The organism is Stenotrophomonas sp. 610A2 (genome assembly GCF_030549615.1).
GTDB classification, from domain to species: domain Bacteria; phylum Pseudomonadota; class Gammaproteobacteria; order Xanthomonadales; family Xanthomonadaceae; genus Stenotrophomonas; species Stenotrophomonas pigmentata.
Window position 1 is genome coordinate 518,455 of sequence record NZ_CP130832.1, and the last position, 21,861, is coordinate 540,315.

Annotated in this window: 19 protein-coding genes; 13 read left to right on the plus strand and 6 right to left on the minus strand. The window is 64.4% G+C overall.

Annotated features, from left to right (window positions below):
• Positions 1-113: 113 nt before the first annotated feature.
• Both Q5Z11_RS02265 and Q5Z11_RS02270 read right to left on the minus strand, forming a co-directional pair.
• Complete coding sequence (locus tag Q5Z11_RS02265; RefSeq protein ID WP_303748530.1) at positions 114-1,823, minus strand: M28 family metallopeptidase; 1,710 nt, start codon at positions 1,821-1,823, stop codon at positions 114-116.
• A 61-nt stretch (positions 1,824-1,884) separates the two neighbouring features.
• Complete coding sequence (locus tag Q5Z11_RS02270; RefSeq protein WP_303748531.1) at positions 1,885-2,538, minus strand: DUF4097 family beta strand repeat-containing protein; 654 nt, start codon at positions 2,536-2,538, stop codon at positions 1,885-1,887.
• Between the two features lie 91 nt (positions 2,539-2,629).
• Between Q5Z11_RS02270 and Q5Z11_RS02275 the strand changes: the two genes are divergently transcribed.
• Both Q5Z11_RS02275 and Q5Z11_RS02280 read left to right on the plus strand, forming a co-directional pair.
• A complete protein-coding gene (locus Q5Z11_RS02275) occupies positions 2,630-3,928 on the plus strand; it encodes a murein hydrolase activator EnvC family protein (RefSeq protein WP_405051646.1) in 1,299 nt (432 codons plus the stop codon).
• A gap of 116 nt (positions 3,929-4,044) precedes the next feature.
• A complete protein-coding gene (locus Q5Z11_RS02280) occupies positions 4,045-5,457 on the plus strand; it encodes a S41 family peptidase (protein WP_303748533.1) in 1,413 nt (470 codons plus the stop codon).
• Positions 5,458-5,628: 171 nt separating this feature from the next.
• On the opposite strand, the gene Q5Z11_RS02285 is transcribed toward Q5Z11_RS02280, so the two are convergent.
• Positions 5,629-6,321 (minus strand): rhomboid family intramembrane serine protease, encoded by a 693-nt coding sequence (locus tag Q5Z11_RS02285; RefSeq protein ID WP_303748534.1) that lies wholly within the window; start codon positions 6,319-6,321, stop codon positions 5,629-5,631.
• A gap of 201 nt (positions 6,322-6,522) precedes the next feature.
• Here Q5Z11_RS02285 and Q5Z11_RS02290 point away from each other — a divergent pair, with 201 nt between their 5' ends.
• Positions 6,523-7,971: an outer membrane protein transport protein gene (locus Q5Z11_RS02290; RefSeq protein ID WP_303748535.1), complete on the plus strand. Its 1,449-nt coding sequence runs from the start codon at positions 6,523-6,525 to the stop codon at positions 7,969-7,971.
• A gap of 338 nt (positions 7,972-8,309) precedes the next feature.
• Here Q5Z11_RS02290 and putA read toward each other — a convergent pair whose 3' ends face one another.
• The gene (gene putA, locus Q5Z11_RS02295) at positions 8,310-11,543 is read right to left on the minus strand and encodes a bifunctional proline dehydrogenase/L-glutamate gamma-semialdehyde dehydrogenase PutA (RefSeq protein WP_303748536.1); all 3,234 of its coding nucleotides are present in this window, start codon (positions 11,541-11,543) and stop codon (positions 8,310-8,312) included.
• Between the two features lie 292 nt (positions 11,544-11,835).
• On the opposite strand from putA, the gene Q5Z11_RS02300 reads away from it, so the two are divergent.
• The 6 genes from Q5Z11_RS02300 to Q5Z11_RS02325 all read left to right on the plus strand — a co-directional run bounded on the left by Q5Z11_RS02300 (position 11,836) and on the right by Q5Z11_RS02325 (position 16,575).
• Positions 11,836-12,309, plus strand: a complete 474-nt coding sequence (locus Q5Z11_RS02300) for a DUF2244 domain-containing protein (protein ID WP_282268136.1) — start codon at positions 11,836-11,838, stop codon at positions 12,307-12,309.
• A gap of 17 nt (positions 12,310-12,326) precedes the next feature.
• Positions 12,327-13,268: a cytochrome c oxidase subunit II gene (coxB, locus tag Q5Z11_RS02305; RefSeq protein WP_303748537.1), complete on the plus strand. Its 942-nt coding sequence runs from the start codon at positions 12,327-12,329 to the stop codon at positions 13,266-13,268.
• 62 nt (positions 13,269-13,330) lie between these two features.
• A complete protein-coding gene (gene ctaD / locus Q5Z11_RS02310) occupies positions 13,331-14,941 on the plus strand; it encodes a cytochrome c oxidase subunit I (RefSeq protein ID WP_282268140.1) in 1,611 nt (536 codons plus the stop codon).
• Positions 14,942-14,952: 11 nt separating this feature from the next.
• Positions 14,953-15,090 (plus strand): hypothetical protein, encoded by a 138-nt coding sequence (locus tag Q5Z11_RS02315; RefSeq protein WP_282268142.1) that lies wholly within the window; start codon positions 14,953-14,955, stop codon positions 15,088-15,090.
• Positions 15,087-15,677 carry a cytochrome c oxidase assembly protein gene (locus Q5Z11_RS02320; protein ID WP_303748538.1) on the plus strand — a complete coding sequence of 197 codons (591 nt, stop codon included), beginning with the start codon at positions 15,087-15,089 and terminating at the stop codon, positions 15,675-15,677. Before Q5Z11_RS02315 ends, Q5Z11_RS02320 begins: the two co-directional genes overlap by 4 nt.
• A gap of 22 nt (positions 15,678-15,699) precedes the next feature.
• Positions 15,700-16,575 (plus strand): cytochrome c oxidase subunit 3, encoded by an 876-nt coding sequence (locus Q5Z11_RS02325; protein WP_282268145.1) that lies wholly within the window; start codon positions 15,700-15,702, stop codon positions 16,573-16,575.
• 93 nt (positions 16,576-16,668) lie between these two features.
• Here Q5Z11_RS02325 and Q5Z11_RS02330 read toward each other — a convergent pair whose 3' ends face one another.
• Positions 16,669-16,887: a twin transmembrane helix small protein gene (locus Q5Z11_RS02330; protein ID WP_282268147.1), complete on the minus strand. Its 219-nt coding sequence runs from the start codon at positions 16,885-16,887 to the stop codon at positions 16,669-16,671.
• Between the two features lie 57 nt (positions 16,888-16,944).
• On the opposite strand from Q5Z11_RS02330, the gene Q5Z11_RS02335 reads away from it, so the two are divergent.
• The 4 genes from Q5Z11_RS02335 to cyoE all read left to right on the plus strand — a co-directional run bounded on the left by Q5Z11_RS02335 (position 16,945) and on the right by cyoE (position 20,626).
• Positions 16,945-17,679 carry an SURF1 family protein gene (locus tag Q5Z11_RS02335; protein ID WP_303748539.1) on the plus strand — a complete coding sequence of 245 codons (735 nt, stop codon included), beginning with the start codon at positions 16,945-16,947 and terminating at the stop codon, positions 17,677-17,679.
• A 300-nt stretch (positions 17,680-17,979) separates the two neighbouring features.
• The gene (locus tag Q5Z11_RS02340) at positions 17,980-18,555 is read left to right on the plus strand and encodes a hypothetical protein (protein WP_303748540.1); all 576 of its coding nucleotides are present in this window, start codon (positions 17,980-17,982) and stop codon (positions 18,553-18,555) included.
• Between the two features lie 10 nt (positions 18,556-18,565).
• Positions 18,566-19,729 (plus strand): COX15/CtaA family protein, encoded by a 1,164-nt coding sequence (locus Q5Z11_RS02345; RefSeq protein ID WP_303748541.1) that lies wholly within the window; start codon positions 18,566-18,568, stop codon positions 19,727-19,729.
• Between the two features lie 3 nt (positions 19,730-19,732).
• Positions 19,733-20,626, plus strand: coding sequence for a heme o synthase (gene cyoE / locus Q5Z11_RS02350; RefSeq protein ID WP_296253347.1), 894 nt, complete (start codon positions 19,733-19,735; stop codon positions 20,624-20,626).
• 244 nt (positions 20,627-20,870) lie between these two features.
• Here cyoE and Q5Z11_RS02355 read toward each other — a convergent pair whose 3' ends face one another.
• Complete coding sequence (locus Q5Z11_RS02355) at positions 20,871-21,857, minus strand: bile acid:sodium symporter family protein (RefSeq protein ID WP_303748542.1); 987 nt, start codon at positions 21,855-21,857, stop codon at positions 20,871-20,873.
• Positions 21,858-21,861 lie beyond the last annotated feature (4 nt).

A 21,861-nucleotide genomic window follows, 5' to 3' on the forward strand; every position in this document is an offset into this window, starting at 1 on the left:
CGTTAGCGGCTCTGCATCAACGTGTCTGCTGCTGATTGGTGCGTAGCGCCTTACAGGTATCAACACAAACAAGAACGGCGCCCAAAGGCGCCGTTCTCTCGATCAGCAGCGGCTTACTTGGCCGTGTTGCTGTCCTTGTTCTTCATCATCGCGTCGCGGTTGGCCTTGAACGGGTTGCCTTCGTACCAGTTCGGCCAGGCGTCGCCGCCGGCCAGCTGCTGGCCAACGCCGTACAACAGTTCCAGGTCCTCGACGACGCCGTCGAGCTTCCAGGTGGCCGGATCGTACTCGTCCTTCGGGCCGTGGTAACGGTCCTTGCCATAGGCTTCGGCCGCACGCTTGCCAGCCTCGACGCCGCCGTCGATCAGGTCTTCGCCGCCATCGGCATACAGCGCCGGCACGCCGGCCTTGGCGAAGTTGAAATGATCGGAGCGGAAGTAGAAGCCGCTCTGCACCGAGCTTTCCGCGTGCAGGGTACGGCCCTGCTTGGCGGCCAGCGGCTTGAGCAGGTCTTCCAGCTCGGAGCTGCCAAAGCCCGTCACGGTGAGGTCACGTGCACGACCATTGACCGACATCGCATCGATGTTGATCACGCCGGCAATCTTGTCCAGCGGGAAGGTCGGGTGGTTCACGTAGTACTGCGAACCGAGCAGGCCCGATTCCTCCAGCGTCACCGCCAGGAACACCACCGAGCGTTCCGGCGGGGTCTGCTGATGGGCAAGCGCGTCGGCTACTTCAAGAATGCCGGCCACGCCGGTCGCGTTGTCGACCGCACCGTTGTAGATGTTGTCGCCTTCCTCGCCCTCGTGCTTGCCCAGATGGTCCCAGTGCGCCATGTACAGCACGGCTTCGTCGGCACGCTTGCTGCCCGGCAGTACACCGACCACGTTGCGTGACTTCTTCTGCGCGATGGTGCTCTTCAGGTCCAGCGACAGCTGCGCGTTCAACGGTGCCGGCTTGAAGCCACGCTTGCTGGCGTCCTTGTAGGCCTTGTCCAGGTCCAGCCCCGCATCTGCGAACAGCTTGCGTGCGGCCTCGGCGCTGAGCCAGCCCTGTGCCTGCAGGCGCGGCTGGCTGTCTTCCGCTGCAGGCAGGTCGTACTGCGCACCGCCCCAGGAGTTCTTCACCACGTCCCAGCCATACGAGGCACCAGCGCTGTCGTGCACGATCAGTGCGGCGGCGGCGCCCTTGCGCGCGGCTTCCTCGAACTTGTAGGTCCAGCGCCCGTAATAGGTCATGCGCTTGCCATCGAACAACTTGGCGTCGTCGGTGTGGAAGCCCGGGTCGTTGACGAACATCACCACCGTCTTGCCCTTCCAGTCCTGGCCGGTGTAGTCGTTCCAGTTCTGCTCGGGTGCATCCACGCCGTAACCAACGAAGACCAGATCGCTTTTGTCGATCTTGATTTCCGGCTGGCCGCTGCGGGTGCCGATCACCATGTCGGTGCCGAACGCCAGGTCACGGTTGGTACCGCCCTGCTCGATCTTCAGCACGGTGCCTGGATCTGCCGTGGTTTCGGTCATCGGCACTTCCTGGAACCAGCTGTCGCCGTTGCCCTGCTGCAGGCCGATGCGCTGCATCTGGTCGCGGATGTAGTTGACCGTCAGTTCTTCGCCATTGCTGCCCGGGGCGCGGCCTTCGAATTCATCCGAGGCCAGGGTCTTCACCAGCTCGCCGAAGTCGGCGGCATTGATGCCACCAGCAAAGGTATGGGCCGGCGGCGGTGCAGGGGCGGGCGCGGAGGCCGCCGGTACCGGTGCCTCCTGCTTGCAGGCGGCCAGGGCCGCGGTCGCGGCCAGGCACAACAACAGTTTGCGTTGCATGAGAACTCCGGATTGCAAGGTCGAACCCGGATTCTAGGCAGGAATGGCCTGCAATGCGCGTTCAGCGAGGCGCGGTTTCGCTGTCGAAACGCTGCGGCGTGGCACCGGTCACAGGACCGATCTTTGCCGAGTCGTGCACCAGCAGCACGACTTCGCGCTCGAACACCAGCTGGCCTTCAACCACCGCGTTCGGGCCGATCACGATCCGCGGCTTGCGCGGTGCCGTCAGCGAGATGCCGAACGAGGGGCGATTGACCTTGATGCCACCTTTGACAACTGAATCGATGCCAACGGTGATGTCGCCGTTGACGGTTTCGATGTCGCCTTCCACCTGGGTGGCGACCAGGCCGATGCTGCCGTTGACGGTTTCAACACCGCCGCCGATGCGGCCGCCGCGGTCCACGTAGATGCCACCGTTGACGGTGACCAGGCCACGGCTGATGACCAGGTTGCGGCCCGCGCGGATCGCACCATTGACGGTTTCGATGTTGCGCGCCTGCACGTTGTCTTCGGTGCGCACGCCGCCATTGACGGTTTCAACGCCGCGCGCCTGCACATTGCTGGCCAGCTGGATGCTGCCGTTGACCGTGTCCAGGTCGCCGTAGGTGGTGTTGCTCTGGGTCTGGATGCTGCCGTTGACCTTGCTGATGTCGTCGCTGGCCAGTGCCAGCGGGGCATTGGCGCTCAGCAGCAGGAGCAGAAATAGACGTTTCATGAGATCTCCACTGTGGAAATGCCGATGGACTGGGTGGCATGGCAACACGCTTGGGTACAATCCGCATCTGCCTGAAGTCACTGGAACCTCTTTGCGCCAGCCCAGTCACCAGCCCCGTCCCCATCGGCTTGCGGCCTTGCCGCAGTGGCGTGGCAGTTGCCTGCTGGTCCTGGCCTTGCTGGCCGGGCCGCTGCTGGCGCAGAACAATTCGCGTGATACCGAGAAGAAGCTGCAGCAGCTGCGCGGCGAACTCAAGAGCGTGTCGCAGGAGCGGCGCCAGCTGGAAGGGCAACGTGGCGAAGCCAACCAGCGCCTGCGTGAAGCCGACCAGAAGGTCGCCCGCAGCGGCCGAGCGGTGGCCGAGGCCGAAGCCGCCGTGCAGCGCGAACAGCAATCGCTGAACGCACTGCAGCAACAACGGGCCACGCTGGAAAGTGGCCTGGCCCAGCAGCGCCAGCAACTGGCAACCTTGCTGCGCGGCGCTTACCAGCTCGGCAACCACGCACCATTGAAGCTGCTGCTGTCGCAGGACACCGTCGCCGACGCCAATCGCGAGCTGGCCTATCACCGCTATCTGCAGCGCGAGCGGGCGCGTGCGATCACCAGCCTGACCACCGACCTGCAGGCGCTGACCACCACCGAGCAGCAGATCGTCGCGCGCAGCAAGGAGCTGGAGCAGGCCCGCGAACAGCAGCGTCAGCAGGCTGTTGCCCTGGCCCAGGACCGTCGCCAGCGCGCCAGCGTGCTGAGCGAACTGGACAGCCGCTATCAGGATCGCAGTGAGCGCGAGCAGGCGCTGGGCAAGGATGCACGCGCGCTGGAGCAGGTATTGGCCAGCCTGCGTGCCGCCGCTGCCCGTGCCGAGGCCGAGCGCCGAGCAGCCGCCCGTCGTGCCGCCGAGCAGGCGCGGCAGGCCGCAGCCGCCAACAGCGGCACCACGCGCAGCCCGGCCCGGGCTGCGCCGGGCAAGGTGCCGCCGCGGGTGGTCGCCAACGCGCCGGCGCCGCGGGTTGGTGGCCTGGGTTGGCCGCTGTCAGGCAACCTGTTGGCCCGTTATGGCGGGCGTCTACCCGACGGCCGCAACAGCGCGGGTGTGCTGATTGGCGCGCCGGCTGGCAGTACGGTGACCGCCGTGGCCGATGGCACGGTGGTGTTCTCCGACTGGATGACCGGCTACGGCATGATCCTGATCGTCGACCACGGCAACGGCTACATGAGCCTGTACGCACACAACGACACCTTGCTGAAGGATGCCGGAGCCACCATCAAGCGCGGCGACGCGGTAGCCAAGGTCGGCAACTCCGGTGGCCAGGGCGTGACCGCGCTGTATTTTGAACTGCGCCGCAACGGCCAGCCGGTGGATCCTGCGACCTGGCTGCAGCGGCAGTAACCCCCGCTGAGTGCCGGCGCAGCAGCCTGCGCTGGTTCAACAAGAATTTAGCCGGGCTTCGCGCATAATCGGGGCCTGCGTGTTTGCTGCGCACCCGTTTTCTCATGGAGTGGTTCATGCGTGTAGCCCGTCTTGCTGCTGCCCTGCTGTTGGCCCTGTCACCGGCTGTTGCATTGGCCCAGAGCGCCCCGGACAAGGTGTCCAAGGCGGACGATCCCGATGCCAAGGAATCGGTCACCTCACGCGTGCCGCTGGATGAGATCCGTCGTTTCGTCGGCGTCTACAACGCCGTGCGCGCGGCCTACGTGGATCCGGTGGATGACAAGAAGCTGATGCAGTCGGCCGTGCGCGGCCTGCTGCTGGAGCTGGACCCGCACAGCACCTACTTCGACAAGGAAGACGCCGAAGCCTTTGACGAGCAGACCAGCGGTGCCTACGAAGGCATCGGCGTGGAGGTGCTGCAGCAGGACAACACCTTGAAGGTGGTATCGCCGATCGACGACACCCCGGCCGCACGGGCCGGGCTGCAGGCTGGCGACCTGATCGTCGCCATCGACGGCACTCCGATCAATGCCATCGACGCCAGCGAACCTCTGCGTGGCAAGGCTGGCAGCGCTGTGGTGCTGACCATCGCCCGTGGCGATCAGAAGCCGTTCGATGTCACCGTGATGCGCGAGACCATCCGCGTCACCAGCGTGCGCAGCAAGATGCTGGAGCCGGGTTATGGCTATATCCGCATCAGCACCTTCCAGGCCGATACCGGCGCTGATTTCCAGAAGCAGTTGAACCAGCTGCAGGCGCAGGCCGGCGGCAAGTTGAAGGGCCTGGTGCTGGACCTGCGCAGCAATCCGGGCGGCCTGCTCACTGCCGCCGTGCAGGTGGCCGATGATCTGCTGGAGAAGGGCGGCATCGTCAGCACGCGTGGCCGCATCTCGATCAGCGACGCCAGGTTCGACGCCACCCCGGGCGACCTGCTCAAGGGCGCGCCGCTGGTGGTATTGGCCGACGCCGGCTCGGCCAGCGCCTCGGAAGTGCTGGCCGGCGCACTGCGTGACAACGGCCGCGCCCGCGTGGTCGGCAGTCGCAGCTTCGGCAAGGGCTCGGTGCAGACCGTGCTGCCGCTGGACAATGGCGACTCGGTCAAGCTGACCACCGCCCGTTACTACACGCCCAGCGGCCGCTCGATCCAGGCCACCGGCATCGTGCCGGACGTGGAGCTGACGCCGGATCCGGCCAACACCCCGAACGACCTGCCGGCCAGCCTGAGCGACTACAGCGAAGCCAAGCTGCCGGGTCACCTGCGTGGCGATGACGAAGCGGTAGGCAGCAAGGCCGGCGTGGTGCTGCCGGGCGACGCCCCGATCCAGTCGGCGCTGCAGGAACTCAAGCATCCGGGCTCGGTGGCGGCGGCGCAGGCTGCAGCGGCGGCAAAGGCGAAGCCTGCTGCAGAAGCGAAGCCAGCTGCACCGGCGGAAGCCGGGAAGCCAGAAACCAAAGAAAAGCCTGCAGCGGAAGAAAAGCCTCTGTAGTGCCGAGCCATGCTCGGCAGAGGCTTTCCCAGCGGTATTGCCGAGCCATGCTCGGCAGAGGCTTCACCGGTAAGGCCTCAGCCGAACATGGTTCGGCTCTACCTCAACACCCGCCCACCCGCGATCTGATGGATCGCGGGTTTCGCGGCTGACGCCGCTCCTACAAAAACCCTAAAACCCCTTGCGCTTGCGCAGACGCCGGGCGATCGCGGCACGCACATACAGCCCGTACGCCACGCCAAACAGAAAGCCGGCCACATGCGCCGACCAGGCCACCATGCCGAAGCTGGGGCCGATATAGGCGAACACCACCTGCAGGGCCGCCCACACGCCGATCAGCAGGAAGGCCGGCGCACGCACGAACTCCAGGAACAGGCCCAAGGGCAGCACCACGCCCAGCTTGGCGCGCGGGAACAAGGTCAGATACGTGCCCATCAAGGCCGACACCGCGCCACTGGCACCGATGATGGTGCGTTCGGGCGAACCGATCACATACAGCGCCGCCAGGTTGGCGATGGCGCCGCCGAACAGGAACAGCAACAACAAACGCCACGGCCCCAGCACCCGCTCGGCCGGCAGGCCGAAGATCAGCAGGAACACCAGGTTGCCCAGCAGGTGCGACCAGTCGGCATGCAGGAACAGCGCGGTGAACAACCTTAATACGCTGCCATCGCTCAGCGCCGCCCACCAGTCGCGGCCGCTGCCCAGGCCCGTGGCCAGTGCGCCCCAGTCCAGCCACAGCGAGCGTCGCGCCTCATCCGGGCGTGAGATCGACCAGAGGAAGGCGGCCAGCAAGGTCAGGCACAGCAAGGGCACTGCCCAGCGCAGGCCTGACTTATTTCTGGAAGGAATGGAGACGAACATGAGTCCGGAAGCCTAACCCGGGACCGCCCGTGAAGGGCTGGGAATATGTCTTTCGTCGTTATTGTTTAGTTAACCAGCGTGGGTGATACTGCATACGGCGTCGTATGTCGGGAGGGGACTCCGGCGCACTGTCAAGTAGCTGGCTACTTGGGAGTGCAGGCGCAAAAACGACCATTACCGTTTACGGAGAGAACTTCCAATATGACCGCTTCTGCTATCGCTCGCGTAACTGCCCTTGCTGTCGGTATTGCCGGCGCCCTGGCTTTCAGCCACGCCGATGCTGCTGCCTTCCAGCTGAAGGAAAACAGTGCCAAGGGCCTCGGCCGTGCTTTTGCTGGTTCCACCAGCGCATGGGGCGACGCTTCGGTCGTCGCCACCAACCCGGCCTCGATGCGCCTGCTCGACGGTCGCCAGTTCCAGGCTGACCTGAGCGCCATCAGCTTCTCCGCGGATTTCACCAAGGCCTCTGGCCGTAACTCCGGCCCGGGCGGCCCGGGTACCGGCACCGAGATCACCGGTGGCAACGGCGGCGACGCCGGCATGATCGCGCCGGTCCCGGCTGCGTATTTCCACCTGCCGTTCGGTGAGAACGACAACATGCATTTCGGCCTGTCGCTGACTGCACCGTTCGGCTTCAAGACCGACTACGACAAGAACTGGGTGGGCCGCTACAGCGGCGTGACCACCGACCTGAAGGCCATCGACCTGGGCGCGGCGTTCTCTTACGACGTCAACCCGTATGTGTCGTTCGGCGCCTCGGTGTTCGTTGAGCACCTGACCATCGAACTGTCCAACGCCCTGGACATGGGCGCTGTCGTCAACGGTGCCGCCCAGCAGCGTGCCGCCGCAGCTGCCGCTGCCGCTGGCCGCACCCCGGCGCAGATCGCTGCCGCCGCTGCCGCTGCTGGTCAGCAGGCTGCTCTCGGTGGTTTCTCGCCGGGCAGCGCTGATGGCTTCGTCACCATCGAAGGCGACAACAATGCCGTCGGTTACGTGCTCGGCACCACCTTGAGCCCGACCGAAGACACCAACATCGCCTTCAGCTACCGCTCCAAGGTCGAGCACAAGATCACCGGCGGCAAGGCCAACTTCACCGTTCCGCAGAACGTCTCGGTTGCCCTCGGCCAGCCGGGCAGCGGCCTGTTCGTGGACACCTCGGGCAAGGCCACGGTGACCCTGCCGGCCTCGCTGTCGATGAGCGTCACCCACCGCGTCAACGATCGTTGGACCGTGATGGGCGACGTGTCGCGCACCGCATGGAAGACCGCGTTCGATGAAGTCACCGTCGACTTCGCATCGAACCAGCCGGACTACACCCTGGGCTTCCACTACAACGACACCACCTTTGCCTCGCTCGGTACCGAGTACAAGCTGTCCGACACCATCACCCTGCGTGGCGGTGTGGCCTATGACGAGTCGCCGACCAGCATCGAGCACCGTGACGTGCGCGTGCCGGACGTGACCCGCAAGTGGCTGTCGGTCGGCCTCGGCTGGACCCCGTCGGAGAAGACCGAGTTCAACTTCGGTTACACCCACCTGTTCACCAATGAGCCGAGCATCAACTTCACCTCGGCCACTGGCAACGTGCTCAAGGGCAAGTACGACGTGGGCGGCGACATCCTCGCTGCTTCGATCAACTACAAGTTCTAAGTGAACCTGTAATTGATGCATGCAGAAAGCCCCGCGCAAGCGGGGCTTTTTGTTTGGGCTGCTTTATTTGTGGGAGCGGCGTCAGCCGCGAAGCTGGCGTCATCGAAACTAACGGCATATCTGCAATCTGACAGACCATCTGTTTCGCGGCTTACGCCGCTCCCACAGGAACCACACGGCTGTCGCACTACCGGGAAAGCCTCTGCCGAGCATGGCTCGGCACTACGCTCCCTCCCTTTCGCGCAGCGAAGGGGAGGGTTGGGGAGGGGTAGGCTTTTCGCAGGGCAAAGAAAAACCCCGCTTGCGCGGGGCTTTCCTCAATCACGTCACTGCTGGAATCAGTCGCCCAGGGTCAGCAGCGAGGCATTGCCGCCGGCGGCGGTGGTGTTCACCGTTACCGTCTTCTCGGTGGCGAAGCGCAGCAGGTAGTGCGGGCCGCCGGCCTTGGGGCCGGTGCCGGACAGGCCCTGGCCGCCGAACGGCTGCACGCCGACCACGGCGCCGATCTGGTTGCGGTTGACGTAGACGTTGCCGACGTTGACGCGCGAAGCGATGCGATCAACGGTTTCGTCGATGCGCGAATGCACACCCAGGGTCAGGCCGTAACCGGTGGCGTTGATCTGGTTGATCACCGCATCCAGCTGATCAGCCTTCCAGCGGATCACATGCAGCACCGGCCCGAAGATTTCCTTGTGCAGCTGGTTCAGGTCCTTCAGCTCATACGCACGCGGGGCGAAGAAGGTGCCATGCGCGGCGGCTTCGGACAGCGGTGCGGCGGCGATCAGGCGTGCCTCGGCGTCCATGCGCACGGCGTGGTCCTTGAGGATCTGCAGTGCATCGGCGTCGATGACCGGGCCGACGTCGGTGGACAGTTCGCCCGGGTCGGCAACCTTCAGTTCGGCCATCGCGCCGGACAGCATGCCCATCACCTTGTCGGCGATGTCGTCCTGCACGAACAGCACGCGCGCTGCCGAGCAACGCTGGCCGGCGGAGGTGAAGGCCGAACCGATGGCGTCCTTGACCAGCTGTTCCGGCAGCGCCGAGGAGTCGGCGATGAAGGCGTTCTGGCCACCGGTCTCGGCGATCAGCACGCCGATGGCGGCATCGCGTGCGGCCATCGCGCGGTTGATGGCGCGGGCGGTCTCGGTGGAGCCGGTGAAGGCCACGCCTGCCACGCGCGGGTCGGCGGTCAGCGCGGCGCCGACGGTGGCGCCATCGCCCGGCAGGAACTGCAGCACGCCTTCCGGCACGCCTGCGTCGAGCAGCAGCTTCACTGCGTAGTAGCCGATCAGGTTGGTCTGCTCGGCCGGCTTGGCGATGACGCTGTTGCCGGCGGCCAGGGCGGCGGCCACCTGGCCGAGGAAGATCGCCAGCGGGAAGTTCCACGGGCTGATGCAGACGAAGACGCCACGGCCGTGCAGCTGCAGCTCGTTGCTTTCGCCGGTCGGGCTCGGCAGCTTCTCGGCGGTGCCGAACTGCTCGCGTGCCTGCTTGGCGTAGTAACGCAGGAAGTCGACCGCCTCGCGCACTTCGGCGACGCCGTCGGGCAGGCTCTTGCCGGCTTCCTTCACGCACAGTGCCATGAACTCGGCGATGCGCGCTTCAAGCTGGTCGGCGGCGTGCTCGAGGATGGCGGCGCGGCTGGCGGCCGGGGTGCGGTTCCAGGCCGGCTGTGCGGCAACGGCATTGGCCAGCGCCTTCTGCACGGTGGCGGCATCGGCAGCCTGCCAGTGACCGACTACCTGGCGGTTGTCGGCCGGGTTGACCACCGGCTGCGACGGCGTGCCCGGGGCCACGCCCTGCACCAGCGGCGTCGCCTGCCAAGGCTTGATGGCGGCGTTGAGTTGCTCGGCCAGGGCGCGCAGTTCGTTGTCGTTGGCGAGGTTGATGCCCATGGAGTTGGTCCTGTCGTGGTTCTGGCTGCGCAGCAAATCAACCGGCAGCGGGATCTTGGGGTGCGCGATGTTGGATGGAGAGATGGAAGCGAACGAAGACACGGCTTCGACCGGATCGCGGATCAGGTCGTCGATGGACACGTCTTCATCGGTGATGCGGTTGACGAAGCTGGAGTTGGCGCCGTTTTCCAGCAGGCGACGTACCAGGTAGGGCAGCAGGTCTTCGTGCGAGCCGACCGGCGCGTATACGCGGCAGGGCACGTTCAAGCGGTCAGCCGGAATCACTTCGGCGTACAGGTCATCGCCCATGCCGTGCAGCTTCTGGTGCTCGTACACGCCGCCCTTGGCGATCTGCTTGATCGTGGCGATGGTGGCCGCGTTGTGGGTGGCGAACATCGGGTAGATCGCATCGGCATGGCCGAACAGGCGCTTGGCGCAGGCGATGTAGGAAACGTCGGTGTTCTGCTTGCGGGTGAACACCGGGTAGCCGGGCAGGCCTTCGATCTGCGCGCGCTTGATTTCCGCATCCCAGTACGCGCCCTTGACCAGGCGCACCTGCAGCTTGTGGCCGATGCGGCGGGCCAGGTCGGCGAGGTAGTCGATCGTGTACGGCGTGCGCTTCTGGTAGGACTGCACGACGATGCCGAAGCCCGCCCAGCCCTTCAGCGACGGATGGCTGACCACCTGCTCGATGATGTCCAGTGACAGTTCCAGGCGGTCGCTTTCCTCGGCGTCGACGGTGCAGCCGATGCCATAGGACTTGGCCAGCTGTGCCAGTTCCAGCACGCCCGGCACCAGGTCCTTGAGCACGCGCTCGCGCTTGGCATGTTCGTAGCGCGGGTACAGTGCCGACAGCTTGATCGAGATGCCGTGCGATTTGGTCACGTCACCATCGGCCTTGCCGCCGCGGGCGATGTTGTCGCTGCCGATCGCGTGGATGGCGCGACGGTAGTCTTCCAGGTAGCGCAGCGCGTCCTTCATGGTCAGCGCGCCTTCGCCGAGCATGTCGAAGGAGTAGCGGTAGTTGCTGTTGTCGCCCTTGTGCGAACGCGACAGCGCTTCGTCGATGGTGCGGCCCATGACGAACTGGTGGCCCATGATCTTCATCGCCTGACGCACGGCCAGGCGGATCACCGGCTCGCCAACGCGGCCGATCAAGCGCTTGAAGGCGCCATGCACGTCGCGCTTGGTGGCATCGGCCAGGTCAACCAGATGACCGGTCAGCATCAGGCCCCAGGTGGAGGCATTGACCAGCACCGAGTCGGACTGGCCCATGTGGCGCTTCCAGTCGGCTTCGCCCAGCTTGTCGCGGATCAGCTTGTCGGCGGTTTCCTGGTCCGGAATGCGCAGCAGGGCTTCGGCCACGCACATCAGCAGCACGCCTTCCTCGCTGCCGAGGTCGTACTGGCGCATGAAGGCTTCGATCGCGCCCTGGTTCTTGGAACGGGCGCGCACGCGGCGCACCAGGTCGGCGGCGGTGGCCTGTACCTGTGCCTGTTCGGCGGCCGGCAGGCGCGCCTGCTCCAGCAGTTCGAGGACGTGGCTGGTTTCGTCCTTGAGCCATGCATCGGTGATGGCCTGGCGCAGCGCGGGCGGCGCCGGCGGCAGCTCAGGCGTCAGCAGCGGCGGGGCCGGCGACGTTGGGGATGCGACATCAGGAGAAGGTGTTGCGTTCATGCGCTCGGCCACAGTTGGATTCGGCCATTTTAATCTTCGGTGGCGGATTTCCTAGTCCCCTGGGGGCATCTGTTTGCAGCGTGAAAGCACTGGCCTACGGGCGCTTTCGCAATAATTAACGGTTGAAGTTAAATTGTGCCGATTCCGGCAAATAAATCGACGTGCTTGGACGGTATGGACACAGTTTTGATGTGCACTGCAGCATTCTCGACGTTGATGAATGGAAGCTTGCCGGGCGTGCGTGGGCAGGGCTACCATCGAACTCGATTTCCGCGGAATGGACGCGGCTGTGATGATCCAGGTGCTTCGGCAAGATTCCGATGGCTCAGGGACGCAGCTGCTACTGCACCCCCCACGGGCACTCAGTGCTCGGCAGTTCGTCCAGTTGTTTGCAGCGTTGGCAGGATTGATGGTGTTCGCGGCCGGCCTGGCTTGGCTGTCCGGCAACCGCCTGGCCCCTGTCTTCGCGTTGTTGCATGGCTTTCTGGTGGCGGCTGCACTTCGCGCATGTTGGCGCAGCAGCAATCGCCGGGAAGAGATCCGGGTAGGACCGGACTGCGTGGAAGTGATTCCCGCGGCCGGAGTTTCGCCGGTATTCCACGCACACCCTTACTGGGTGCGGGTGGTGACCGGGAAGGAACGGGTCCTGCTGGTTTCCAGCGGCAAGTGGGTGGAAGTGGGGAGTTTCCTCGCGCCCGTGGAACGTCGGGAACTTGCGGTGACACTTGAAGGCTTGCTCGCAGCCAGCAATGGCAGCAACCGATGACGTCAAGGGTCTAGGCAATGAAGCAAAGCAGCGTGTGGGGCGCGAAGTTGAAACACGGTTTGGCAGCGGCAGCGATGATGCTGTCGGCGCAGGCAGCATGGGCGCAATCGGCCGATCCCAAGGAATGGCAACTCAACATGGGCAAGGGCGTCACCCATACCTCGCGTATGGCGTGGGACGCGCACATGGTGGCGTTGTGGGTGTGTACCGTCATCGGCGTGCTGGTGTTCGGGGCAATGGCCTACGCCATGTTCAAGTTCCGCAGGTCCAAGGGTGCGGTGGCCAAGCAGTTCAGCCACAACACCAAGGCGGAGATCATCTGGACCGTCATTCCCATCGTCATCCTGGTGGTGATGGCCTGGCCGGCCACGGCCAAGCTGATCGCCATGTACGACACCCGCGATTCCGAGATGACGGTGAAGATCACCGGCTATCAGTGGATGTGGAAGTACGAATACCTCGGTGAGGACGTGGTCTTCACCAGCCGCCTGGACCGCAAGTCCGACGAAGTGCGGCAGAGCGGCAGCGTGCCGACCATGGCCAGCGATCCGCATTACCTGCTCGACGTGGACAACCCACTGGTGCTGCCGGTGGATACCAAGGTGCGTTTCGTCATCACCTCCGACGACGTGATCCATGCGTGGTGGGTGCCAGCACTTGGTTGGAAACAGGACGCCGTGCCTGGCTTCATCAACGAGCGCTGGACCAACATCGAAACCGAAGGCGTGTACCGCGGCCAATGCGCGGAACTGTGCGGCAAGGACCATGGCTTCATGCCGATCGTGGTCAAGGCCGTGTCCAAGGACGAGTTCAAGGCCTGGCTGGCCTCGCGCAAGCCGGCGCCTGCCGCGCCTGCAGAAGCCGCGCCCGCGCCTGTCGCCGAACCGGCACCCGCCGCGGCGCCTGAAGCAACGCAACCGGAAGCAACCCCCGCCGCACCCGCGGCGGCCGCTGCCTGATACCACTGCGTGCCGGTGCCACCGGCGCGATGCCTGAAAACGCATAACGAGGTGTAGTTGCAATGGCGAATACCGCAGTGGACCACTCCGATCACCACGGCCACCAACAGGGCTTCTTCGAGCGCTGGTTCTTCTCCACCAACCACAAGGACATCGGCACGCTGTACCTGCTTTTCAGCTTCACGATGTTCATCATCGGTGCGGCGATGAGCGTGGTGATCCGCTTGGAGCTGGCGCAACCCGGCCTGCAGTTCGTCAAGCCCGAGTTCTTCAACCAGATGACCACAGTGCATGCACTGGTGATGATCTTCGGTGGCGTGATGCCGGCCTTCGTCGGCCTCGCCAACTGGATGATCCCGCTGCAGATCGGCGCGCCGGACATGGCGCTGCCGCGCATGAACAACTGGTCGTTCTGGTTGCTGCCGGTGGCCTTCGGCATGCTGCTGGTGACCTTGTTCCTGCCCGGTGGCGCGCCGGCCGGTGGCTGGACGCTGTATCCGCCGCTGTCGCTGCAGGGTGGCTACAACGTCGCCTTCAGCGTGTTCGCCATCCACGTGGCCGGTGTCAGCTCGATCATGGGCGCTATCAACATCATCGCCACCGTGCTCAACATGCGCGCACCGGGTATCGACCTGCTGAAGATGCCGATCTTCTGCTGGACCTGGCTGATCACCGCCTTTCTGCTGATCGCGGTGATGCCGGTGCTGGCTGGCGCGGTGACCATGCTGTTGACCGACAAGTTCTTCGGTACCAGCTTCTTCAATGCCGCCGGTGGCGGTGACCCGGTGATGTTCCAGCACATCTTCTGGTTCTTCGGGCACCCCGAGGTCTACATCATGATCCTGCCGGCGTTCGGCGTGGTCAGCGAGATCCTGCCGACCTTCAGCCGCAAGCCGCTGTTCGGTTACCAGGCGATGGTCTATGCGACTGCCGCCATCGCCTTCCTGTCGTTCATCGTGTGGGCCCACCACATGTTCACGGTGGGCATGCCGTTGGGTGGCGAGATCTACTTCATGTTCGCCACGATGCTGATCTCGATCCCGACCGGTGTGAAGGTGTTCAACTGGGTCAGCACGATGTGGGAGGGCTCGCTGACGTTTGAAACGCCGATGCTGTTCTCCATCGCCTTCGTCATCCTGTTCACCATCGGCGGTTTCTCCGGCCTGATGCTGGCCATCGTGCCGGCCGACTACCAGTACCACGACACCTATTTCGTGGTGGCGCACTTCCACTACGTGCTGGTGACCGGCGCGGTGTTGGCGCTGATTGCCGCGGTCTACTACTGGTGGCCGAAGTGGACCGGTCGCATGTACAACGAGTTCTGGGGCAAGTTCCATTTCTGGTGGACGATGGTGTTCGTCAACCTGCTGTTCTTCCCGCAGCATTTCCTCGGCCTGGCCGGCATGCCGCGACGCATCCCGGATTACAACCCGGTGTTCGCCGACTGGAACCTGATCAGCTCGATCGGTGCATTCGGCATGTTCGCCACGCCGTTCATGATGGCGGCGATCCTGCTGTCCTCGCTGCGCAACGGCAAGCGTGCCGAAGCGCGTGCCTGGGAAAGCGCCAAGGGCCTGGAGTGGACCATTCCGTCACCTGCGCCCGCGCACACCTTCACCGTGCCGCCTGTGATCAAGCCGGGCGACCTGGCGCATGACGACGTGACCCATTGAGGAGGCCGGCAATGAGCAGCAACGACCATTTCCAGGCTGAAGAGTTGGCCCTGCGCAGGCGCCGTTCGCGGCGCACCGCGCTGGTGGTCGGCCTGATCGCGGTGGCGGTCTACGTCGGCTTCATCCTGTCCGGGGTGCTGGCGAGTTGACCGCGCCGGCGCCCGCACCCAAGCCCAATGCCGGCCTTGGCCGGCTGATTGGCGTGGCGTTCGCGGTGTTCGTGCTGACCTTCTCGCTGGTGCCGCTGTACCGCATCGCCTGCGAAAAAGTATTCGGCGTGCGCCTGGAGCGTGGCGCGACCACGCACGAAGCCAATGCACATGCGACCACCGGCAAGCGCACCGTGCGGGTGGAGTTCGATGGCGGCGTCAATTCCAAGCTGCCGTGGGCCTTCCATCCGGAAAAGCTGACGATGGACGTGGTGCCGGGTGAGTTGAACGAAGCCCTGTATTACGCCCGCAACGACAGCGACCGCGCGTTGGTTGGCAGCGCGGTGCCGTCGGTGGCACCGGCCCGTGCCTCGGGCTACTTCAACAAGACCGAATGTTTCTGCTTCACCGCCCAGACCCTGCAGGCCGGTGAGAAGCGCGACATGCCGGTACGTTTCATCGTCGACCCGGACCTGCCGGCCGACGTCAACACGATCACCTTGTCCTACACCTTCTACAAGAATGATGCGCTGACCGAACAGCTGGCCCCGGCAACTGCCGCAGCCGCTGCGCATGCAGCTCCCTGATCACGGACCCGGAAGCAACGCCATGGCCCATAACACCCCTGATCCCAACGTCTACTTCGTGCCAAGCAGCAGCAAATGGCCGTTTGTAGGATCGATCGCGATGCTGGTGATGATGGTCGGGGTAGCCAGTTGGCTCAACGACGCCAGCTGGGGCCGCGCGGCCTTCTTCATCGGCGTGGCGATGATGGTGTTCACCCTGTTCCTGTGGTTCGGCGATGTCATCCGCGAATCGGAGGGGGGCAACTACAACCGGCAGGTGGATGGCTCGTTCCGGATGGGGATGATCTGGTTCATCTTCTCGGAGGTGATGTTCTTCGCTGCCTTCTTCGGCGCGCTGTTCTATACCCGCAACATGGGCCTGCCCTGGCTCGGCGGTGAAGGCCATGGCGTACTCACCAACGAATACCTGTGGGATGGCTACTCGGCGGCGTGGCCGACCAATGGCCCGGCCGATATCGGTGGCGCCTTCCAGACCATTCCGGCCTGGGGCCTGCCGCTGCTCAATACCTTGATCCTGCTGACCTCAGGCGTGACCCTGACCATTGCCCACCACGCACTGAAGGCCGGCAACCGCAAGCAGTTGCTGATCTGGCTGGGGGCAACAGTGCTGCTGGGCTGCGTGTTCCTGTTCTTCCAGGCCGAGGAGTACATCCACGCCTACAAGGAATTGAACCTGACGCTGGGTTCGGGCATCTACGGTTCCACCTTCTTCATGCTGACCGGCTTCCACGGTGCGCACGTGCTGCTGGGCACCATCATGCTGATCGTGATGTGGTTCCGTGCGGCCAAGGGCCACTTCACCCGCGACAACCACTTCGGCTTTGAAGCGGCCGCGTGGTACTGGCACTTCGTCGACGTGGTGTGGCTGATGCTGTTCCTGTTTGTGTATGTGCTTTGAAGGCGGGGATTGGTGATTCGGGATTGGGGATTGGAAGATCGCGCGGCGCTGCTTTGCTAATCCCCAATCCCCACATTCCTAATCCCTGCTCCATCAACCGCCAACACCATGCGGCTTGATCCAGCCCATGTAGATGCTCAGCGCAACCAGCAGGATCAGCACCACTGACAGCGCGATACGCCGTGTCAACGCATTGACCGTCCGTTTGGTCTGGCCGCGATCGATCATCAGGTAATAGAGGCCGGCACCAAGATTCCAGACGATGACGATCAAGAACGCGATTACCAGCAAGGTCTTCAACGAATCATTCATGCGTGGCTCGAAGGGTGGAAGGGCAGTGCTATATCACCCGCTTGGCGGCAGCTTGTCATGACGCGACAGCACACGGCCATCTTCGGCTGGGCGATGGCGGTGCTGGTGGCCGCGTTGTTCTGCGCGCTGGGTACCTGGCAGCTGCAGCGCATGCATCAGAAAGAGGCCCTGCTTGCGCAGTTGCCGCCGACCCGCGCGGCCGCCGTGTCGCTTTCCCAGGCCGCATCCACGCCGGACTCCCTGCATTGGGTGGACGACCAGCTGCAGTTCCTGCCCGGCAGCGTACTGCTGGACAACCAGCTGCGCGAAGGCCGCGCAGGCATCAAGGTCTACCAGCCTGCGCGCGCTGCCACCGGTGTGGTGGTGCTGGTCGACCTCGGCTGGCTGCCGTTGCCCGCCGACCGCAGCTTGCCGCTGATCCGCGCGGAACAGGGCACACAGGCGCTGCAGGGCCTGTGGGCACCCGCGCCGGCAACCGGCATTGCCTTGGGCCCGGCATTGACTGCGGCCAGGCAACCGCAGACCTGGTTGGCGACACGGATCGACCTGCCGGCGATTGCCGCGCAGCTCGGGTTGGGCGGCGCTGAGTTGGCGCCAAAGGTGTTGCGACTGGACCCGGCCTTGCCGCTGGGCTATGCGCGTGACCTGGACCTGCTGCCCAATACCTTGCCGCCTTCGCGGCATCTTGGGTATGCGGTGCAGTGGTTCGCGATGGCTTTGGCTGTGTTGTTGATTGCGTTGGTGTTGCAGTTCAAGAAGCGGCGGAAGTCGGGAGCTGGGAATGGGGGGTAGGTTGGAGCTGGTTCTAGGCCAAAGCCAAAGCCAAAGCCAAAGCCAAAGCCAAAGCCAAAGCCAAAGCCAAAGCCAAAGCCAAAGCCAAAGCACCCCTCCCCAACCCTCCCCTGCGCTGCGCGCAAGGGAGGGGGCAGATTGCAGCGCGGTCGCTCCAGCTTTTGCCGTTGAATTTCCCCCTCCCTTTCACCGAAGGTGAAGGGGAGGGCCGGGGAGGGGTGTTTTCAGCCTTTGCTCCTGCTCCAGCTCCAGCTTTCGCACCCAGCCACTCCCCATCGCCAGCTCGAAAAGACCCCAGCCATGAACGCACTCACCCCCGACCAGCTCGCCACCCGCAACCGCGGTCGCCGGGTCTTGCTGCTGATCTTCGCCATGTTCTTCGGTTCGATGGCGCTGGCTGGCATCCTGCGCTTCTCCGGTTGGACGCCGCAGATCAACCGCCACCACGGTGAATTGCTGCAGCCGGCATTGGACCTGCGCAGCGAGCAACTGCACCTGGCCAGCGGCCAGGCCTATGACTGGAACCCGAGCGAGCGCCACTGGCGCATCCTGCTGGCACCGCCGGCTGACTGCGCACCGGCCTGCGTCACTTTGTCGCAGCAATTGGACAAGGTGTGGCAGTTGTTCGGGCATAACGCGGATAATGTCGAGATATTGTGGCTGGGTACGCCGCCTGCGCAGGTGGCTGCGACGCCGGCACTGAAGGTGCTGCAGCCCCAGCCTGCGTTCCGGGGCAAGCTGCCGGGGGTTGATGACCCGGCCGGCACCCCGGTGTATGTGATTGATCCCAATGGCTTTGTGGTATTCCGCTATGCGCCGGGTTTTGAACCGGGTGGACTGCGGGCTGATCTATCCAAGCTGTTGAAACTGATGTGAGTTCCGTTCGATGAATGCCTCCGCGCGTCCGGCGCTGTACCGCAATTTCCACCGACTGGCGTGGTTCGCACTGATCATGACGGCGAGCACGATCATGTTCGGCTCGTTCGTGCGCCTGTCCGATGCCGGCCTGAGCTGCCCGGATTGGCCCACCTGCTATGGCCGAGTGACCTGGCCGCAGACGCAGATGGAAGCCGCCCAGCACGTTGCCAGCGAGATCCGTCCGCTGGAGACCCACAAGGCCTGGCGTGAGCAGGTGCACCGTTTCCTGGCTGGCCTGCTCGGCGTTGAAGTGCTGACCCTGGCATTGCTGGCGGCACGCCGGCGCAAGCGCGGCATCGCCCAGATCATCACCGCCTCGGCGCTGGTGGCCTTGGCCATTCCCTTGTACATGCGCGGCGAACACGTGGCTTCCAGCGTGCTCGCCATCGGTGGTGAAGCGATCCTGCTGCTGGCGGCGCTGCGCTGGTCCAACATCGATCTGGCGCGTGCTGCCGTGCTGACCTTGGCGGTTGTGGTGTTCCAGGCCCTGCTGGGCATGTGGACGGTCACCTGGCTGCTCAAGCCCATCGTGGTGATGGGCCACCTGCTCGGCGGCATGCTGATGTTCGGCATGCTGGTGTGGATGGCGTGGAAGGCGACGCATCTGCCGATTACCCTGGCCGAGGAGCCTCGCCTGCGCTGGTGGCTGCGCGGTGCGGTTGCCCTGGTCGTGCTGCAGATCGCGCTCGGCGGTTGGGTCAGTGCCAACTACGCGGCACTGGCCTGCGGTGGCGGTAGTGCCTCGCTGGACAACTTCCCGCGCTGTGTCAGCCAATGGTGGCCGCAGCAGAATTACAGCGAAGGCTTCACCCTGTGGCGTGGCATCGGCGTGGATTACGAAGGCGGCGTGCTCGATGGCGCCTCGCGTATCGCCATCCAGATGGCGCACCGGATGTTCGCGGTGCTGGTGGCGCTGTATCTGCTGGTGCTGTCGGTGCGCATGTTCCGCCTGCCGGGCATGCGCGGTTGGGCAAGCGCCGTGATCGTGCTGTTGTTGCTGCAGGTCACGCTGGGCGTGCTCAACGTCAAGCTGGCATTGCCGCTGGCCGTTGCAGTGATGCACAGCGGCGGTGCGGTTGCCCTGTTGTTTGTATTGGTCACGCTGCTGGCGCGGCTGCGCGCCCCGGAGTGAATGATGCGTACAACATGGCGTGATTATTGGGACCTGACCAAGCCGAAGGTGGTGGCACTGATTGTGTTCACCGCCCTGGTCGGCATGTGCCTGGCCATTCCGGGCCTGCCGACCACCGCGCAGGTAGTGACGGGGCTGCTCGGTTTCCTTGGCATCTGGCTCTCGGCCTCGGCCGCGGCGGCAATCAACCAGCTGCTGGACGCGCGCATAGACGCGCAGATGGCGCGTACCTCGTGGCGCCCGCTGGTGGTCGGCAAGGTCTCGCCGCGGCAGGTGCTGGTGTTTGCCGGCGCGCTGACCGCGCTGTCGATGACCATCCTGGTGCTGTGGGTGAACGTGATCACCGCGGTGCTGACCTTCGCTTCGCTGATTGGCTATGCGGTGATCTACACCGTCTACCTGAAGCGCGCGACCTCGCAGAACATCGTGATTGGTGGTTTGGCTGGCGCGACGCCGCCGCTGCTGGGCTGGGCGGCGATCACCGGCATGCAGGGCAGCTCGGATTGGGCCTACGCCTCGTTGCTGGTGCTGATCATCTTCATTTGGACTCCGCCGCACTTCTGGGCGCTGGCGATCTTCCGCCGCGTCGATTACGCCAAGGCCGAGATCCCGATGCTGCCGGTAACCCACGGCGTGCCACATACCCGCAAGCAGATCCTGGCGTACTCGGTGGTGCTGGCGGTGGTGACGCTGTTGCCAGTGGCCATCGACATGAGCGGCATGTTCTACCTGGGTGGCGCAACGGTATTGAACATCGTGTTCCTCTGGTACGCATGGAAGATGCAGAACCCGCCGGACGAGATGTTCAACATGAAGATGTTCGGCTATTCCATTGTGTATCTGATGGCGCTGTTCGCCTTCCTGCTGGTCGACCACTGGCTGTTGCCCTGGTTGTGATCGAGCAACGAAAAGGCCGGCATTAGCCGGCCTTTTTTGTAGGAGCGGCGTAAGCCGCGAAGCTGATGGTCGTTCCGGCTGCGGCAGGAACTGCAACCATGGAATGTTTGATTGCGGTGTGCATGCGCATCGAGTGCATTGGTGGCTTCGCGGCTCACGCCGCTCCTACAGCAACCGCAGGCCTGCATGATCACGGGCAACGCCCCTGCCGAGCATGGCTCGGCACTACCAACTTCGGTGTCGATTATTGCTGGGTTGATCCGGCATTCTGCTTCGCATACCGCTGCGCCACCATCGAGCAGACGATCAGCTGGATCTGGTGGTAGATCATGATCGGCAACACGATCGCGCCGAGGCTGCCGCCGGCAAACAACACCTTGGCGATCGGTACGCCGGTGGCCAGGCTCTTCTTGGAGCCGCAGAACATGATGGTGATCTGGTCAGCGCGGTTGAAGCCCAGTCGCCGTGCCAGCCAGGTGATGCCAGGCATGGCGATGGCCAGCAATACCACCGCAACCAAGGCCGCAGCCAGCAAGGACAACGGCGGGGTCTTGCTCCACAGGCCTTCGCTCACCGATTCGCCGAAGGCGGCGTAGACCACCAGCAGCACCGTGCCCTGGTCGGTGTAACGCAGCAGGCCGCGGCGCTTTTCGATCCAGCCACCAATCCACGGCCGCAGCAGGTGGCCAAGCACGAATGGCACCAGCAGCTGCAGCATGATCGCGCCGACCGCATGCAGCGGGTTGGCCATGCCGCCCTGCGAGCCGGCAAGCACGGTCATCAGCAACGGGGTCAGGAACACGCCGAGGATGCTCGACAGCGAGGCTGCACACACCGCTGCTGGCACGTTGCCGCCGGCAATCGAGGTGAAGGCAATCGAAGACTGCACGGTCGAGGGCAGGGCGCACAGGAACAGCACGCCGATGTAGAGTTCGGGCGTCAGTGCCCAGCCGGCCAACGGTTTCATCGCTAATCCCAATAGCGGGAACAGCACGAAGGTGCAGGCGAGGATGGTGATGTGCAGGCGCCAGTGCAGCAGGCCGGCGACGATGGACTCGCGTGGCAGGCGCGCGCCGTGCAGGAAGAACAGCGCGGCGATGGCGATATCGGTGAAGTGGTCGAAGCCCCTGGCGGCGGCGCCGGTAAGCGGCAGCACGCTGGCCAAGGCGACGGTGGCGAGCAGGGCGAGGGTGAAGTTGTCCGGTCGCAGTCGCGACCACCAGCGTGTCATGTCA